Below are 16,450 nucleotides of genomic sequence, written 5' to 3' on the forward strand. Positions count from 1 at the left end.
CTGTCATTCCTCACTGGGACGAACGTCCGGCAAGCTTACTATATTCCAAAAGCGATCGAGAGTCTCAATTAGAGGGCGATAATCCCTGCCAACGCTCTGTTTCAGGATGTACCCGGAAATTCCGGCCTCGTAGGCCTCGCGTTTATCCTGATCATTATTTGAAGTTGTAAACACAAAAACAACAACTTGCTTGAGACTGCAATCGTTTCTCAGCTCATTAAGGAATTCCAGACCATTCATGCGCGGCATCCTGATATCGGCCAGAACGATGTAGGGGTCCGCGGGATGCGGGCGCGCGCGCCCGCGCATGATCGACAAGGCCTCAACACCATCGACGGCGCGAATCATGGTGGCGTCGATGCCCGCGCGGTAGAGCGCCCGGCGCACAGCCTTCACATCGCCATCGTCATCCTCGACCATCAACAGGTTCAGCGGCGGACGAGCGTTCGGCAGGTTAGAGCTTTCTTTCATGCCGCACGCCCCGTTGCCTTGCCTGCGCGAGCCACCTTGGGCAAGATCAGGTTTATGGTCGTGCCCCGGGCGCCGTCGCTGTCGATCCCGACTTCCCCTCCGGCAAGCTGGATATGCTTGAGAACCATTGCCAGGCCCATACCACTGGCCTCGACCTCGTCACGCGGGCGCAGGGTCTGGAACATCTCAAAGACTTTTGCGTGATATTTGGGCGGGATCCCAGGTCCGTCATCCGTTACCGAAAGATGATACGCATTGTCCGTCTCATGCCCGGACAGACGAACGAAGCCGGTTTCGCGATCATGATGCTTCAGAGAATTCCCGAGAAGATTGAGCAAAATGGTCTTGATCGGCATGTTCGGGATCCGCAGGTTCATGAAGTCCGGCGTGGCCTCGAAGGAGAATCCATCTGGGATGTGCAGCAAGCCACGCAACTCGCCGACAAGCTCCCTTCCCTCGACGATCTGCGCCTTTTCTTCGATCCGGCCGATCCGCGAATGGTTCAACAGGTCGTCGAGCAGGCGTTCCATCCGGGCGACACGACTGCGCAACAGATTCATGCTGTCGCGCGTATCTTCGTTGAGATAGGGGGCGAGATCCTCCTCGAGCCAGGCCGAGGCGTTGTCGATGACCCGTAGCGGCGCCTTGAGATCGTGCGAGGCGAAATAGGCGAAAGCATCCAGATCGGCATTGGACCGCTCCAGCGCCTTGACCAGCGCCTCACTGCGCGCCTGGGCCTCGCATCGGCTGGTCACATCGCGCATGACGCCGATATAATGAGTGCCTTCGGCCTGACGCGCGCTGGCCACCGAGATTTCCACGATGATCCGCGTCCCATCCTTGCGAACGCCCGTCACCTCGCGCCCCGCAATCAGTCGCCTCTGCTCCCTGCGGCCAATCCGTTGCCCCAGCATCTTGTTATGTTGTTCCGCGTCCTCTTCGCGCATCAGGATAGAGACATTGCGACCGACCATTTCGGCGGCATCGTAGCCGAAAATGCGGCCCGCGGCGGCATTCGCCTCTTCGATCACACCCGTTTCCGAGATGGTGATCAGACCATCCGCCGCCTCGGAAAAGATCGCGTTCAGCTTCGTCGATTTCTGATAGAGTCGCTCGTTGAGGCAAACCAGCGCCCGGGCGAGTTCGGCCACCTCGTCATTGGTGGTCGGCATGAGATCGCTCAGATCCTCGCCGAAATCGCGGTCGCGCAGACCTCGCGCAAGCCGGTGCAGCGGAGCGGTCAGTTGCTTGCCCATGATCCAGGCGATCCAGGCCGCCCCCATCGAAAGAACGACGGCAGCCGCGAGACCATAGGAAAGCTGCTGCCGGAGCGGAGCGAACAGCAGCCGCGTCGGCAATTCGGTTACCACGAAGATCCCCGTCCGCAAGTTCAGACGGTCGCCGCGACTGAGCGATCCCGACGGCAGGCTGGTCACATTGATCGCACGGCGCCAGCCGATTTCGGTCACGTTGATCATGTCACCGCTGCTGATACCCGCAAAATCGGGCAAATCGGCCGGGTTCCATTCCAGCGTGCCGTGAAAGCGCAACGGACCGGGACCGGTCACCGGATCGAAGGTCATGTAATCCTTCGATGAGGTCATGACCGTCACCGAGAACCCGTCGGAAGGATGCAGATTGGCCGCGCGCAGCAACCACTCGAAATCGGCGTTGATCACCAGCGCGCCGTCGACAGTGCCCGCAGTCCCGAGGACCGGCACCACGAAACGGATCGTGGGCGCGCCTTCCACCTGCCCATATTCCCGGTTCGGCGTGATGCGCGAGAAGAAGGGAAGCCCCGCATTCAGCACGGCGCGGTCGGTCAGGTAGGGCTCGTTGCCCTTCGACTGCATCTCGCCGGGCGCGACGACCTCGATCCGGTCGCCGGCACGGTGAACGCGCACGATCTCGCGCCAGTTGTCTTCCCGTCCGATATAGCGGACCTGCGTGTAATGCGGCCGGGTGAGAAGAACGGATTCGAACACCGCCTCAAGCCGCTTGCGCCAGTAGGCATCGGCGCCGTCTTCAGAAGCCCCCCGATTTGCGTTCTGGCTCCTGGCATCGGCCATGCCGCCGATCTCGGGCAGCACCGAGAGATTGCGCGCATCGGAGGCCATCAGTTCCAGCTCCCGCAACACCCGTTCACCGAAAAAGGCGCCGGCAAACTCCATGCGCGACAAGGCCGCCTGACGATACCATTGCGACCCGAAGAGGATGACACCGGAGAAGACGAGCGTGGCGGTCAGCACGACAACAAGGGCCAGAAGCGCGAGCTTGGCGCTGAGCCCGAGGCGATGTCTTGCTATGATCCCTTCGACCGGCACACATCCGTCCTATTGCGACAGCCGCTCGCGCCCAGGCTCTACCTCAAGTGCGAGAATGCTGTTCATGTTTTCCAGGTAATCGAAGAGCTCCATGCAGGCCTGCTCGGCCTCGGCGACCTCCTTGCTGATATGGGCCTGGCCCTCGACCGATTGCGTGACAGCACGGAGCCTGCGCAGCATTTCCGACAACATGCCGCGAATATCGGTCGCGCAGACCGCGGAAAACCTTTCGAGCATGCGCTCGACACCGACCCGCGCCCCGTGTTCGAGACGGATCGCGGCATGGTAGATCTCGCGCTCGATCGCGACGGTCACGGCACGGCGGATCATCGAGATGCTGAGCTCGTCCTTGACCAGAAAGTCCGAGCAGCCGCAGCGCATCGCCTCGACCACCGTGGCCGGGGCATCGGTGCTGGTGATCATGATCGCGATCGCCTCTGCCTGAACGGGATGGGCCCTGAGCAATTCGAGCGCATCGAGCCCGGTATCCATCTTCAGATCGTAATCGAGAAACACCATGTCATAGGGCGTTTCGTCCAGCGCGCGGCGAAAATCGTCCAGATCGGCGGCCTCACGCACCCGAAATCGCAAGCCCGCCCTCAGGCAAAGCTGTTTCAGTCGCATTCGGTCGATTTCATTGTCATCCAGCATCAGGACGCCGAAGCTCCGCTCGGCAGGACGACGAGGCACAGGCAGACTGTCCGTTGGCTTATTCGTCATGTCAGGAAACCTTGATCACGAGCCGGTGCAATGGCGACCTGTCGTCGATCGGCCTGCTCGGCGAAACACTACCCGCATCATTTGGGCCACAGGTTAACGATAGGTAAAACCCCGATGGATTTCAGCATAAAACTGAAATCCATCGGGATGAATTGATACAAAAATAAATTGCGGCAACCATCTTTTGCGATTTGAAATCTTTCGCAATCGATGCTGCGCGGAAAGACAGGACACATCCCCCTTGCGACGGTCCGGGGCGGCCAGCGCCGCCCCGGGCAATGTGTCGGCCGCGGCTCAGACCAGATCGAACCGGTCGGCGTTCATCACCTTGGCCCAGGCCGCTGCGAAATCCGCGGCAAAGGCCGGTCCGGCGTCATCCTGGGCATAGACCTCGGCCAGCGCCCGCAGTTGCGAGTTCGACCCGAAGACCAGATCGACCCGGGTCCCGGTCCATGTCACCGCGCCGCTTGCCCGGTCGCGGCCCTCGAACAGGGTCTCGTCGGCATCGGTCGGCGCCCAGGCCGTGCCCATGTCGAGCAGGTTGACGAAGAAGTCGGTCGTCAGCTGCCCGGGCCGGTCGGTGAAGACACCATGCGGGCTTTGCCCGACATTGGCGCCAAGCACCCTGAGCCCACCGACCAGAACGGTCATTTCGGGGGCACTCAGCGTCAGAAGCTGCGCCCGGTCGAGCAGCATCTCCTCGGCGGTCACGCTATAGGCGCCCTTCTGATAGTTGCGGAACCCGTCGGCCAGCGGTTCGAGCACGTCGAAGGACTCGATATCGGTCTGTTCGGCCGTCGCATCGGTGCGGCCGGGCGCGAAGGGCACCTCGACGGGCGTGCCCGCATCGGCCGCCGCCTTCTCGACCGCCGCAGAGCCGCCCAGCACGATCAGATCGGCCAGCGAGACCCGCTTGCCGCCCTCGGCCCGCGCATCGAAGCCCGCCTTGATGCCCTCGAGAACCTCGAGAACCCGGGCCAGCCGGTCGGGCTCGTTCACCTCCCAGTCCTTCTGCGGCGCCAGCCGGATGCGCGCGCCATTGGCGCCGCCGCGCTTGTCCGAGCTGCGGAAAGTCGAGGCAGAGGCCCAGGCGGTCGCGACCAGTTCGGCCACGCTCAGACCGGAGCCGAGGATCTCGGCCTTCAGCGCGTCGATATCGGCCGACTCGATCAGCGGATGATCGATCGGCGGCAGCGGGTCCTGCCAGATCAGGTCCTCGGAGGGCACCTCGGCGCCCAGATAGCGCGATTTCGGACCCATGTCGCGATGGGTCAGCTTGAACCAGGCCCGCGCGAAGGCATCGGCGAACTCATCCGGATTCTCGTGGAAATGCCGGGCGATGGGTTCATAGATCGGGTCCATGCGCATCGCCATGTCGGCGGTGGTCATGATGATCTTGCGATTGCGCTCGCCGGTTTCGGGATCGGGGGCGTGATCCTCGGGCTTCAGATCCTTCGGCGTCCACTGCCAGGCCCCGGCCGGGCTTTTCGTCAGCTCCCAGTCATAGCCGAAAAGCACGTCGAAATAGCCCATGTCCCAGGTCGTCGGATTGGGCGTCCAGGCGCCCTCGATGCCGCTGGTGATCGCGTCGGCGCCCTTGCCGCTGCCATGGCGGCTGAGCCAGCCCAACCCCATCGCCTGCAGCGGCGCGGCCTCGGGCTCGGCCTCGAGCAGCGCGGCATCGCCTGCCCCGTGGCACTTGCCGAAGGTATGGCCGCCCGCGGTCAGGGCCACGGTCTCGTAATCGTTCATCGCCATCCGCGCGAAGGTCTCTCGGATGTCGCGCCCAGACGCGAGCGGATCGGGATTGCCGTCGGGCCCCTCGGGGTTCACGTAGATCAGCCCCATCTGCACCGCCGCCAGCGGGCTTTCCAGCTCGCGATCGCCCGAATAGCGGCTTTCAGGCTTGTCGCTGGTGGCGAGCCATTCGCGCTCGGACCCCCAGTAGATGTCCTCCTCGGGCTCGTAGATATCCTCGCGCCCGCCGGCATAGCCGAAGGTCTTGAGCCCCATCGTCTCGAGCGCGACATTGCCCGCGAGGATCATCAGGTCGGCCCAGGAGATCGCATTGCCGTATGTCTTCTTGATCGGCCAGAGCAGGCGCCGAGCCTTGTCGAGATTGACGTTGTCGGGCCAACTGTTGAGCGGCGCGAAACGCTGGTTCCCGGTGCCGCCGCCGCCGCGTCCGTCCGCGGTGCGATAGGTGCCGGCGCTGTGCCAGGCCATTCGGATGAACAACCCGCCATAATGGCCGTAATCGGCCGGCCACCAGTCCTGACTATCGGTCATCAGCGCCCGCAGGTCGGCTTTGACGGCCTGCAGATCGAGTGCCTTGAAGGCCTCGGCATAGGAAAAGCCCTGCGGCATCGGATTTGCGGCAGACGGGTTCTGATGCAGGATGCGCAGGTTCAGCTGGTTCGGCCACCAGTCGCGGTTCGACTGGCCGCCGAAGGTCGTGTGCAGCACCGGGCACTTGCCGGCCGGTCTATCGTTTCCGTCCATGTCTCCCTCCGGATCTTTGGTTCGGGGTTAGGATTTGACAAGAAGATGTGCGGAACGGCCCTTAATCTCCCCGCGCGGCGATTGCCGGGCGCGGTCAGGTGCCGGCCGATTCCTGCCTTGGCGTGACTATAGCAGGCCTTGGCGATTTATATAATTTGGCAATATTGATATAATTGATAGGATTTCATTATCCCGCCTTTGACCCGCCACAACCAAGACCTGAATTCCTCAGGATTGCGCCGGCCGCCAAACGCACCATATCCTGTCAACATGCTGAAACTGACCCCGATCCTTCTGGCGATCCTTTACGCCGTCGCGATGTACCGCTTCTCGGCCTGGCGCACCGGCCGCGAGCTCGATGAGCGATCGTCAGAGCTGGCCGATCCGCGGCTGAAGGTGCTGACCGATCGCATGGCACAGGCGCTCGACCTGCCGCGCATTCGCGTCAACATCTACGAAATCGAGCCGGTGAACGGGCTGGCAGCGCCCGACGGGCGGATCTTCATCACCCGGGGCTTTCACGACCGCTACCGCGCGGGCGAGGTCAGCGCCGAGGAACTGGCCAGCGTCATCGCGCATGAGCTCGGCCATGTCGCGCTGGGGCACAGCCGCCGCCGGATGATAGACTTCTCGGGCCAGAACGCGATGCGGACGGCCCTGGCGATGGTCCTGGGCCGGTTCCTGCCCGGCATCGGGGTCTATATCGCCAATGCGCTGGCCTCGCTTCTGGCCGCGCGGCTCAGCCGCCAGGACGAATATGAGGCAGATGCCTATGCCGCGGCGCTCCTGACCAAGGCCGGCATCGGGACCGCGCCCCAGAAGACGCTATTCGCCAAGCTCGACCGGATCACCAAAAGCCGGGGCGGCGCGATGCCCGCCTGGCTGATGAGCCATCCGAGGACCGCCGACCGCGTCGCCGCGATCGACGCCCTCGAAGCCCGCTGGGCGGTTCGGACAACAACATAGGAGTGCCGACAGGACCATGATCTTTACCATTTTTCAGCCGCCCCCTGTCAGCACCAGCCCCATTGCCCAAAGCTGACCGTGATGCGTTTGGATCGCCAGAGCCTCGACTTCGCCGAAACGCTGCGCGCGCAGACCTCGTTCGACGCCCTCTGGCGGGTGTTCAACGATCACCTGAGGGGACACGGGGTCTCGCATGTCATCTATGCTCAGACACCTGCGGTCCGGTCCCGGACGATCTCGCAGGAGATGCTCTATCGCTCGACATTTCCTGCCGGCTTCACCCATCGCTATGCAGAAGAGGGGATGATCGACCACGATCCGCGCGCGATCCACTGCGCGACCGGGGGCGAGGAACCGATCTACTGGGACCGCCCCGGCAACCGCATCGAGACCGATCCCGGGACCCGCGAGGTGATGCAGCTCTGCAGCGATTTCGGGGTGAATTTCGGCCTCACGCTGCCGCTTGCGGGGGCGTCGCCGCTGAACCGCAGCGGCGCGGGACTGTGCTTTGCCGCGGACACGAGCGGTGAGGCGGCAGATATCCTTGCAGCCAGCGGAGACTCGATCTGCGCGACAACCCGGCTGTTTCACGCGCTGGCCCAGACACCGGCCATTGCCCCCGGCAGTGTCCCGCTGTCGCTTCGCGAACGCGAATGCCTGCTCTGGAGTGCGACCGGGTTGCGCAACAAGGAAATCGCCTTCCGGCTGTCGATCTCGGAGAAAACCGTCGAGCATCACATGGCCTCGGCAATGACCAAGATGCATGCCATGAACCGAACCCATGCCGTGGCACGTGCATTGATCTTCGGCCTGATCGTTCCCTAGCTGTTCAGTCCCGGCATCTGGAGGATCGGGGCCGGATCGGGGTTGGGAATACGGGAAAACCCCCGGTTTTTTCTGCGCTGCGGCGAGCGCATAATAGCCGAACCCAATTGGGGGGCGTGCGGCGGATCGGGATGGCCGGGCTCAGTGGGCTCCGCGCCTGAGTCACTCCGGGCGTGCAAATCGGGTCAAAACGATTCGAAGTCCGATACGGGCACCGCGCGGGAGAGCAATCTCCCTTCATTATCATGGTCGTTGGGCCATGTCTGCGGGAGGCGACGGAGAGTGGCCGGCGCTTCCCGCAGGTTCCCGTTGCCTCAGTCCAGCGCCTTGTTCAGGGCCTCGTTCAGGGCCTTGCCCAGCCGCGGCAGGCGCGCCCGCTTGAGCAGCGCGCGCCGCTCCAGCGCCTCGCCCGCGATCCGTTCGGCCGCCGCATGCACCTCGGTGACCGCCGCCTCGACCGGGTCCGGATCGGTCAGCCACAGATCCATCAGGAACGCGTCGGGTGCGGCGCGGCGCAGCGCTTCCTCGGCCAGCAGATGGCCCGGAAAGTCGCGCGCGTTGAAGGTCAGCAGAAGATCGGCGCCGCCCGCGATGGCCGCGGCCAGCACATGCACGTCATTCGGATCGGGCAGCCAGAGCCGCGCCTCGAGCCCCGCCTTCGGTGCCACCTCCGCCCCCGGCCAGGCGGCGCGCAAAAGCGCGATCTCTGCCCGTGCCTGCGCCTCGCCGGTCGGACCGATCTTGCGCGCGGCCCGCGCCCATTCCTCGAGGATGCGCGCCGACCAGAGGGGGGTGAAGCCGCCCCGGCGCGCCACAGCCAGCAGAATCTCGCGCAGCACGGTCGGGTAAAGCACGCAGGCGTCCAGCAGGACCTTCATTCGGTCAGGCGGAAGGCCAGCGCCTTCAGATAGCCCGACTCGGCCAGCTGCGGCAGCACCGGGTGATCGGGGCCGGCAAAGCCCGTGTAGATGACCGGTCCGCGCCGCCCGGCCTTGCCGATGCCGCGCGCGCTGGCGGCCCGGAATTTCGTCAGATCGGCGGCATGCGAACAGGAACAAAGCATCAGATAGCCGCCGGGCGCCACCAGCGCCGCCGCCATCCGCGCCACCCGCTCATAGGCCCGCAGCCCGGCATCAAGCGCCTTCCTCGACGGGGCGAAGGCAGGCGGATCGCAGATCACCAGATCGAATTGCGCACCTTCCTCCCCCAACGCCGCCAGCGTGTCGAAGGCATCGCCCTTCCGGGTCGCGAAGCGCGCGTCGAGCCCCGAGGCCCTGGCGCCTGCCTCGGCCAGCGCCAGCGCGGGCTCGGAACCGTCGACCGCCAGCGCGCTCTCGGCTCCTCCGGCAAGCGCCGCCAGCGCAAAGCCGCCCACATGCGAAAACACGTCGAGCACCCGCCCGCCTTGCGCAAGCCCCGCAGCGAAGGCATGATTCGGCCGCTGGTCGTAGAACAGCCCCGTCTTCTGCCCGCCGGTCAGATCGGCCATGTAGGTCGCGCCATTCATCGGCACCGGCACCGGTCCCTTGAGCGCGCCCCTCAGGACCAGCGTCTCCTCGGCCAGCCCCTCGAGCCCCCGCACCCGGCCCGAGCCGTTCTTGACCACCGTCTCGACGCCCGTGACCCCGACCAGCGCCGCCACCAGCGCGTCGAGCCGACACTCGGCCCAGGCCGCGTTGGGCTGCACCACCGCGGCGCTGCCGAAACGGTCGATGACCACCCCGGGCAGACCGTCGGCCTCGGCATGGACAAGCCGGTAGAAGGGCTGCCGGTAAATCCGCTCGCGCAGCGCCAGCGCCTGCCCGATCCGGGCCGCGAACCAGGCGGTATCGATCCCGGCCTCCGGATCGCGGTCGATCACCCGCGCCACGATCCGCGACAGCGGATTGACCGCCACAAGCGCCAGCGGCCGCCGTTCGGCATCCTCCAGCACCGCAAGGCTGCCGGGCGCCAGCGCCCTGGTGCGCCGGTCCATGACCAGTTCATCGGAATAGACCCAGGGAAAGCCGTGACGGATGGCGCGCGCTTCGGCCTTGGGCATGAGGCGGATCGTCGGATATTCGATGCTCATCGCCTCCCTCTAGGCGCTCGCGCGGGCGCCGTGAAGCGGATTCGCAGCCGACGTCTCCCCTTTTCCCGTTAGCGCTAACGTAGTATATGCGCCCCGAACCCCCGCGACAGGAGACCCGTTATGCCGCTTCATCCCGTGCTGGAAGAGGTCACCCAAGCCATTGCCAGCCGCTCGGCTGCAACCCGCGCCGCCTATCTCGACCGGATCGCGACGGCCGCCGAACAGGGCCCGGCCCGCGCCCATCTGACCTGCGGAAACCAGGCCCATGCCTATGCCGCCTCGGGCGAGGCCAAGAGCCTTCTCGCCGAAGGCCGCGCGCCCAATCTCGGGATCGTCACCGCCTATAACGACATGCTCTCGGCGCATCAGCCCTTCGAGCGTTTCCCCGCGCTCATCCGCGAGGCCGCGCGCGCGGCCGGCGCCACGGCCCAGGTCGCGGGCGGCGTGCCCGCCATGTGCGACGGCGTCACCCAGGGCCAGACCGGGATGGAGCTGTCGCTGTTCTCGCGCGACGTAATCGCGCTGTCGGCAGGCGTCGCGCTCAGCCACAACTGCTTCGACGCGGCGGTCTTCATGGGCGTCTGCGACAAGATCGTGCCGGGCCTCGTGATCGCCGCGGCCAGTTTCGGGCATCTCCCGGCGGTGTTCCTGCCCGCGGGGCCGATGACCTCGGGCCTGCCCAATGACGAAAAGGCGAAGGTCCGGCAGAAATACGCCACCGGAGAGATCGGCCGCGACGACCTGATGAAGGCCGAGATGGAAAGCTATCACGGCCCCGGCACCTGCACCTTCTACGGCACCGCCAATTCCAACCAGATGCTGATGGAGCTGATGGGGCTGCACCTGCCGGGCGCCAGCTTCGTCACCCCGAACACGGCCCTGCGCGACGCGCTGACCGTGGCGGGCGCGCAACGCGCGCTCGAGATCACCGCCCTGGGAAACCAGTATACGCCCGCAGGCCGGGTGCTCGACGAACGCGCCTTTGCCAATGGCATCGTCGGGCTGATGGCGACGGGCGGCTCCACCAACCTCGTGCTGCACCTGCCCGCCATGGCGCGTGCCGCCGGCGTCATCCTCGACATCGAGGATTTCGCGCGCCTGTCGGAAATCACCCCGCTGATGGCCCGCGTCTATCCGAACGGGCTGGCCGACGTGAACCATTTCCACGCCGCGGGCGGGCTTGGCTACATGATCGGCGAGCTGCTCGGGGCGGGCCTGCTGCACCCCGATACGCTGACCGTCGCGGGCGAGGGCCTCGCGCGCTACACCCGGGAACCGAAGCTCGTCGACGGAACCCTGAGCTGGACCGAGGGCGCGGGCGAAAGCCTCAACGACAAGATCCTGCGCCCTGCCGCCGATCCGTTCCAGACCACAGGCGGGCTGCGCGCGCTCTCCGGCAATCTGGGGCGCGGCATCATCAAGGTCTCGGCGGTCGCTGAGGACCGCCACGTGATCGAGGCGCCCGCCCGCATCTTCCAGGACCAGGAAGAGGTCAAGGCCGCCTTCAAGCGGGGCGAATTCACCTCGGACACCATCGTCGTCGTCCGCTTCCAGGGCCCGCGCGCCAATGGCATGCCGGAACTCCACGCCCTGACCCCCACGCTCTCGGTACTGCAGGACCGCGGCCTCAAGGTCGCGCTCGTCACCGACGGGCGGATGTCGGGCGCCTCGGGCAAGGTGCCCGCCGCGATCCATGTCTCGCCCGAGGCCGCCGATGGCGGTCCGCTCGCCCGTCTGCGCGACGGCGACGTGATCCGGCTCGACGCGCCCTCGGGGCGGCTCGACGTGCTGACCGAGGGTGCCATCGACCGCGCGCCCGTCACCCCCGACCTCTCGGCCAACGAGACCGGGCTGGGGCGCGAGCTCTTCGCCGCCTTCCGTGCAAATGCGAAATCCGCGGCCGAAGGCGCGGGGATCGTTGTCTGACCCCTTCTTCTTGGCCTAAATACCCCTGCAACAGCCGAAATCCGCGTGAAAGGACCGCCAATGACCCCCAATGCCGCCAGCGAGATCACCGAAGAGATCTGCCGCCGCGCCCCCATCATCCCGGTTCTGGTGATCGAGGACGCAAAGCTGGCCCGGCCTCTGGCCGAGGCGCTGGTGGCGGGTGGATTGCCGGTGCTCGAGGTCACGTTGCGCACCCCCGCCGCCCTCGATGCGATCCGCGAGATGGCGGACGTCGCGGGCAGCATCGTCGGCGCGGGCACGCTCCTGACCCCGGGCGATGTCGATGCCGCCATGGCGGCGGGTGCCCGTTTCGGCGTCTCGCCGGGCACCACGCCCGCGCTGCTCGACGCCGCACGCGCGGGCGATCTGCCGCTGCTGCCGGGCGCCGCCACCGCGAGCGAGGCGATGGCCCTGCTCGAACGCGGCTACACGGTGCAGAAATTCTTCCCGGCCGAGGCTGCGGGCGGCGCGCCCGCCCTGAAGGCGCTGGCAGGCCCGCTGCAACAGATCCGCTTCTGCCCGACCGGCGGCGTCAGCCCGGCCAATGCCGCAAGCTACCTGAGCCTGCCCAACGTGATCTGCGCGGGCGGGTCCTGGGTCGCACCGAAGGACAAGCTCGAGGCCCGCGACTGGGAGGCGATCACCGCACTTGCCCGCGAGGCCGCCGCCCTGCCGCGCTAGCCCCCGCAGGGGCGCGGGCCGGGTCACGAAACCGGACCGGCCCGCCCCTAGCCGATGATCTCGAATGTCTCGACATCGACAAGCCCGCGATCGGTGATCTTCAGCGCCGGGATCACCGGCAGCGCGATGAAGGCCAGTTGCAGGAAGGGCTCGTCGAGCACCACGCCAAGGCGCTTTGCCGCCGCGCGCAACGCCTTCAGCCGCGTCTCGACCGTCTCGAAGGGCTCGAGGCTCATCAGCCCCGCGACCGGCAGCGCCAGCTCGGCCAGGACCTTCCCGCCCTCGGCCACGACGAAGCCCCCCTCGATCTCGGACAGCCGGGTCGCCGCCAGCGCCATGTCGGCCTCGGATACGCCCACCGCGACGATGTTGTGGTGATCGTGGCAGACGGTCGAGGCGATGGCCCCGCGCTGCAGGCCGAAGCCCCGCACGAAACCGACCGCGATATTGCCGTTCTTGCCATGCCGCTCGACCACCGCGACCTTGGCCAGATCGCGCCCCGGATCGGCGCGCTTCTCGCCGCCCTCGGGCGGCACCTCCTCGATCAGATGCTCGGTCAGGATCTTGCCCGGCAGGATGCCGATCACATGGGTCTCGGCGGCATTCGAGGTGGCCCGGAAACTGGCGGCCGTCACCTCCGGCGCCCTGACGGAGCCCCGCCCGACCGGCGCCACATCCTCGCGCGCGGCGAAGGCCCCGGCCGAGGCCACCCGCCCGCCCGCCAGCACCAGCCGCGCGCGGCAATCCGCGAGATCCTCCAGCGCCACGATATCGGCACGCTTACCCGGCGCGATCTGGCCGCGATCCTTCAGACCGAAGGCCTCGGCCGCCGACAGAGACGCCGCCCGGTAGGCCGCCAGCACCGGCGTGCCCTGCCCGATCATCCAGCGGATCATGTGATCGAGATGGCCCTCCTCGGCGATATCCAGAGGGTTCCGGTCGTCGGTGCAAAGGCACATATAGGGCGAGGTCCGCTCGCTCAGCAGTGGCGCCAGCGCCATCATGTCCTTCGAGACAGACCCTTCGCGGATCAGCACCCGCAGCCCCTTCTGCAGCTTCTCGCGGGCCTCGACGGCACTCGTCGCCTCATGCTCGGTGCGGATGCCCGCCGCGATATAGGCATTCAGATCCTTGCCCGACAAAAGCGGCGCATGGCCGTCGATATGACCGCCGCGAAACGCCTCGATCTTGGCCAGAACGCCCGGATCCTGCATCAGAACGCCCGGATAGTTCATCATCTCGGCCAGTCCGATGACCTTGGGGTGATCCCGGAGCGCCAGCAGCTCCGCCGCCCCGATCCGCGCGCCCGCGGTCTCCATCCCGGTCGAGGGCACGCAGGAGGACAGGTTCACCCGGATATCCATCACCGTGCGGGTCGCGGCCTGAAGGAAATAGTCGATGCCCGCGACCCCGATCACATTGGCGATCTCATGCGGGTCGCAGATCGCCGTGGTCACGCCGCGCGGACAGACGCAGCGGTCGAATTCCAGGGGCGTCACCAGAGAGCTTTCGATATGGAGATGGGTGTCGATGAAGCCCGGCACCAGCGTCAGCCCCGAGACGTCGAGGACCTCGCGCCCCTCATAGGCACTGCCGATGCCGACGATGGTCTCGCCGCAGATCGCGACATCGCCCGGCACCGTCTCGCCGGTCACCAGATCGAGAACCTGCCCGCCCCTCAGCACCAGATCGGCCGGAACAAGCCCGCGCCCCTGGGCGATCAGATCGGAAAGCGGCTGAACCATGGGACGACTCCTTGGCATGGGACCGGCATGAGGGTCGCAAGCCGGGACGGCGCATTCAACCGCGAAAGCTCGGTCTGCCGGGAAAGCCGACGCCATCCGGAAAAGGGCCGCCCCCGGCCGGACCCGCCGCCCCGGCGGGGCAAGGCGCAGCGACGCGCCGTCAGGCACGCGCCCCGCATGCCTTCGGACCTGTCGCGCTCCTTTCGACAAGGCCGCCGGAATCAGAAGGCCCCTGCGCCGGCCGGGAGCCGCGGATCGGGCGCCCTTAGGATCGGCCGGTGCGATCCGGAACGCGGCCGACACCACGTCACCAGCACCTCCGAGACCGGCGCCGATTGCCGGTCGATCGCCAGGGCGTCGACCGCTGCTTTCGGCATATTCGGGCATTCGCAAGCCGCCTCCGGCACGCGCGCGCCCGAATGGCAGGCCGCTCCGGCATCGCACCCCTGCGCCCCCGCCCGGTCGCCATTCCGGCCGTCCCGGACGGCACCGCCCCCGCGCACCCTTGCGCTGCGGGCCGGACGATGCCAGCCTGCCGCCGGGCGGCGGCGCAATCGCCGGCTCTTACGAGGACATGGTTCCAATGCTTGCCACGATTTCTCGCCGCGGCGTCCTGACCGGTACGGCCGCCCTGCTTGGCTCGACCGCCCTGCCTTGCCGCGCGCGCGCGGCCGCCCCGGGCGGGCGCCTGATCGTCGCCGCCGACAGCGAGCCGCGCCAGCTCAACCCAGCCATCGTCGCCTCGAACGGGGTCTTCTTCATAACCTCGAAGGTGATCGAGCCGCTGGCCGAGGCCAGCTACGGGCCCGGCGGGCTGAGACCGCTTCTGGCGACCGGCTGGGAGGGCTCGGAGGACGGGCACAGCGTCACATTCACCCTGCGCGAGGGCGTTCTGTGGCATGACGGCACGCCCTTCAGCTCGGCCGATGTCGCCTTCTCGGCGATGGAGGTCTGGAAGCCTCTGCAGAATATCGGCCGCGCGCTCTTCGCCAATCTCGAGGCGGTCGAGACCCCCGACGCGCTGACCGCCATCTTCCGCTTCTCGCAGCCGATGCCGCTGCAACTGATCGCCAATGCGCTGCCGGTGGTCTCGTCGGTGCTGCCGAAACATCTCTACGAGGGCACCGACATCGCCACCAACCCGGCCAATGCGGCGCCCATCGGAACCGGCCCGTTCCGATGGGGCGCGCACCGGCCCGGCGAATACTACCTGCTGCGCGGAAACGACAGCTACTGGGACAAGGGCCTGCCGCTGCTGGACGAGATCGTCTACCGGGTGTTGCCCGACCGCGCCGCGGCGGCCAGTTCGCTCGAGGCGGGCGAGGTTCATCTTGCGGCCTTCTCGGCGGTGCCCCTGTCCGATCTCGACCGGATCGCCCGGGTGCCGGGGCTCGAGGTCGTGACCAAAGGCTACGAGGCGCTGACCTATCAGCTGACGATCGAGATCAACCACCGCACCGAGGCGCTGTCGAAGCTCAAGGTCCGGCAGGCCATCGCCCATGCCATCGACCGGGACTTCGTGCTGAAGACGATCTTTCTCGGCTATGCCGAGGCCGCCACCGGGCCGGTCCCGGCCAATGATCCCACTTTCTACACCCCCGATGTCGCCACCTACCCGTTCGACATCGCGACCGCCAGGGCGCTGCTGGACGAGGCGGGCTATCCCGAGGGCCCCGATGGCACGAGACTTCGCCTGCGGCTGCTGCCCGCGCCCTATTTCTCGGAGACACGCCAGTTCGGCGACTACCTGCGTCAGGCACTGGCCGCCATCGGCATCGATGCCCGGATCGAGCCCCATGACGCGGCCGGCCATATCCGGGCGGTCTATACCGATCACGCCTTCGACCTGGCCATCGCCCCCACCGTCTTCCGCGCCGATCCGGCGATCTCGACCACCATCCTCTTGCGCTCGGGCATGCCGCCGGGCGTGCCTTTCTCGAACCAGGGCGGCTATGCCGATGCCGGGATCGACGCGGTGATCGACGAGGCGCTGGTGACGCTCGACCCCGCCGCCCGCGTGGCGCTGTACAGGAAGCTCCAGAGACTGGTCGCGGCCGATCTGCCGATCATCAATGTCGCCGACTGGAGCTTCACCTCGGTGGTCTCGGACCGGGTGACCGGCATCGCCACCAATCCGCGCTGGGTAGTGTCGAACTGGGCGGATACCGGTCTGTCGCAATGACCGCCCGCACGGAAGC

General features: G+C 66.6%; 12 protein-coding genes. 5 read left to right on the forward strand and 7 right to left on the reverse strand.

What is annotated here, in order from left to right; all coding sequences use genetic code 11:
- Positions 1–3: 3 nt before the first annotated feature.
- From ACK8CO_RS01405 to katG, 4 genes are all read right to left on the reverse strand, one after another.
- The gene (locus ACK8CO_RS01405) at positions 4–471 is read right to left on the reverse strand and encodes a response regulator (RefSeq protein ID WP_080616149.1); all 468 of its coding nucleotides are present in this window, start codon (positions 469–471) and stop codon (positions 4–6) included.
- Positions 468–2,795, reverse strand: coding sequence for a sensor histidine kinase (locus ACK8CO_RS01410; protein ID WP_414897898.1), 2,328 nt, complete (start codon positions 2,793–2,795; stop codon positions 468–470). Before ACK8CO_RS01410 ends, ACK8CO_RS01405 begins: the two co-directional genes overlap by 4 nt.
- Positions 2,796–2,804: 9 nt before the next feature.
- Positions 2,805–3,515 (reverse strand): response regulator, encoded by a 711-nt coding sequence (locus ACK8CO_RS01415; protein ID WP_080616147.1) that lies wholly within the window; start codon positions 3,513–3,515, stop codon positions 2,805–2,807.
- A 294-nt stretch (positions 3,516–3,809) separates the two neighbouring features.
- Positions 3,810–6,017, reverse strand: a complete 2,208-nt coding sequence (katG, locus tag ACK8CO_RS01420) for a catalase/peroxidase HPI (protein WP_414897899.1) — start codon at positions 6,015–6,017, stop codon at positions 3,810–3,812.
- Positions 6,018–6,287: 270 nt separating this feature from the next.
- Here katG and ACK8CO_RS01425 point away from each other — a divergent pair, with 270 nt between their 5' ends.
- Together ACK8CO_RS01425 and ACK8CO_RS01430 are read left to right on the forward strand one after the other, a co-directional pair.
- Entirely contained in the window at positions 6,288–6,983 is a 696-nt protein-coding gene (locus tag ACK8CO_RS01425; RefSeq protein WP_414897900.1) for a M48 family metalloprotease, read from the forward strand.
- Positions 6,984–7,064: 81 nt separating this feature from the next.
- The gene (locus ACK8CO_RS01430) at positions 7,065–7,808 is read left to right on the forward strand and encodes an autoinducer binding domain-containing protein (protein ID WP_414897901.1); all 744 of its coding nucleotides are present in this window, start codon (positions 7,065–7,067) and stop codon (positions 7,806–7,808) included.
- A 314-nt stretch (positions 7,809–8,122) separates the two neighbouring features.
- Here ACK8CO_RS01430 and ACK8CO_RS01435 read toward each other — a convergent pair whose 3' ends face one another.
- Both ACK8CO_RS01435 and ACK8CO_RS01440 read right to left on the reverse strand, forming a co-directional pair.
- The gene (locus ACK8CO_RS01435) at positions 8,123–8,686 is read right to left on the reverse strand and encodes an RSP_2648 family PIN domain-containing protein (RefSeq protein WP_414897902.1); all 564 of its coding nucleotides are present in this window, start codon (positions 8,684–8,686) and stop codon (positions 8,123–8,125) included.
- The gene (locus ACK8CO_RS01440) at positions 8,683–9,879 is read right to left on the reverse strand and encodes an RSP_2647 family RNA methyltransferase (RefSeq protein WP_414897903.1); all 1,197 of its coding nucleotides are present in this window, start codon (positions 9,877–9,879) and stop codon (positions 8,683–8,685) included. The genes ACK8CO_RS01435 and ACK8CO_RS01440 overlap by 4 nt, the downstream gene beginning before the upstream one ends.
- Positions 9,880–9,999: 120 nt before the next feature.
- On the opposite strand from ACK8CO_RS01440, the gene edd reads away from it, so the two are divergent.
- Both edd and eda read left to right on the forward strand, forming a co-directional pair.
- A complete protein-coding gene (gene edd / locus ACK8CO_RS01445; RefSeq protein WP_414897904.1) occupies positions 10,000–11,805 on the forward strand; it encodes a phosphogluconate dehydratase in 1,806 nt (601 codons plus the stop codon).
- A gap of 60 nt (positions 11,806–11,865) precedes the next feature.
- On the forward strand, positions 11,866–12,507 hold the full coding sequence (eda, locus tag ACK8CO_RS01450) for a bifunctional 4-hydroxy-2-oxoglutarate aldolase/2-dehydro-3-deoxy-phosphogluconate aldolase (RefSeq protein WP_080616140.1): 642 nt from the start codon (positions 11,866–11,868) through the stop codon (positions 12,505–12,507).
- Between the two features lie 47 nt (positions 12,508–12,554).
- Here eda and ade read toward each other — a convergent pair whose 3' ends face one another.
- Complete coding sequence (gene ade, locus ACK8CO_RS01455) at positions 12,555–14,252, reverse strand: adenine deaminase (protein ID WP_414897905.1); 1,698 nt, start codon at positions 14,250–14,252, stop codon at positions 12,555–12,557.
- Between the two features lie 583 nt (positions 14,253–14,835).
- Here ade and ACK8CO_RS01460 point away from each other — a divergent pair.
- Complete coding sequence (locus ACK8CO_RS01460) at positions 14,836–16,434, forward strand: ABC transporter substrate-binding protein (protein ID WP_414897906.1); 1,599 nt, start codon at positions 14,836–14,838, stop codon at positions 16,432–16,434.
- Positions 16,435–16,450 lie beyond the last annotated feature (16 nt).

Origin of the sequence: Rhodovulum sp. HP10, from assembly GCF_047553435.1 — a bacterium.
In the GTDB taxonomy this organism is placed as follows: domain Bacteria; phylum Pseudomonadota; class Alphaproteobacteria; order Rhodobacterales; family Rhodobacteraceae; genus Rhodovulum.

Coding starts and splice junctions, on each gene's coding strand:
- ACK8CO_RS01405 (WP_080616149.1), bottom strand. CDS start 471: ATGAAAGAAAGCTCTAACCTGCCGAACGCTCGTCCGCCGCTGAACCTG.
- ACK8CO_RS01415 (WP_080616147.1), bottom strand. CDS start 3,515: ATGACGAATAAGCCAACGGACAGTCTGCCTGTGCCTCGTCGTCCTGCC.
- katG (WP_414897899.1), bottom strand. CDS start 6,017: ATGGACGGAAACGATAGACCGGCCGGCAAGTGCCCGGTGCTGCACACG.
- ACK8CO_RS01425 (WP_414897900.1), top strand. CDS start 6,288: ATGCTGAAACTGACCCCGATCCTTCTGGCGATCCTTTACGCCGTCGCG.
- ACK8CO_RS01430 (WP_414897901.1), top strand. CDS start 7,065: ATGCGTTTGGATCGCCAGAGCCTCGACTTCGCCGAAACGCTGCGCGCG.
- ACK8CO_RS01435 (WP_414897902.1), bottom strand. CDS start 8,686: ATGAAGGTCCTGCTGGACGCCTGCGTGCTTTACCCGACCGTGCTGCGC.
- ACK8CO_RS01440 (WP_414897903.1), bottom strand. CDS start 9,879: ATGAGCATCGAATATCCGACGATCCGCCTCATGCCCAAGGCCGAAGCG.
- edd (WP_414897904.1), top strand. CDS start 10,000: ATGCCGCTTCATCCCGTGCTGGAAGAGGTCACCCAAGCCATTGCCAGC.
- eda (WP_080616140.1), top strand. CDS start 11,866: ATGACCCCCAATGCCGCCAGCGAGATCACCGAAGAGATCTGCCGCCGC.
- ade (WP_414897905.1), bottom strand. CDS start 14,252: ATGGTTCAGCCGCTTTCCGATCTGATCGCCCAGGGGCGCGGGCTTGTT.
- ACK8CO_RS01460 (WP_414897906.1), top strand. CDS start 14,836: ATGCTTGCCACGATTTCTCGCCGCGGCGTCCTGACCGGTACGGCCGCC.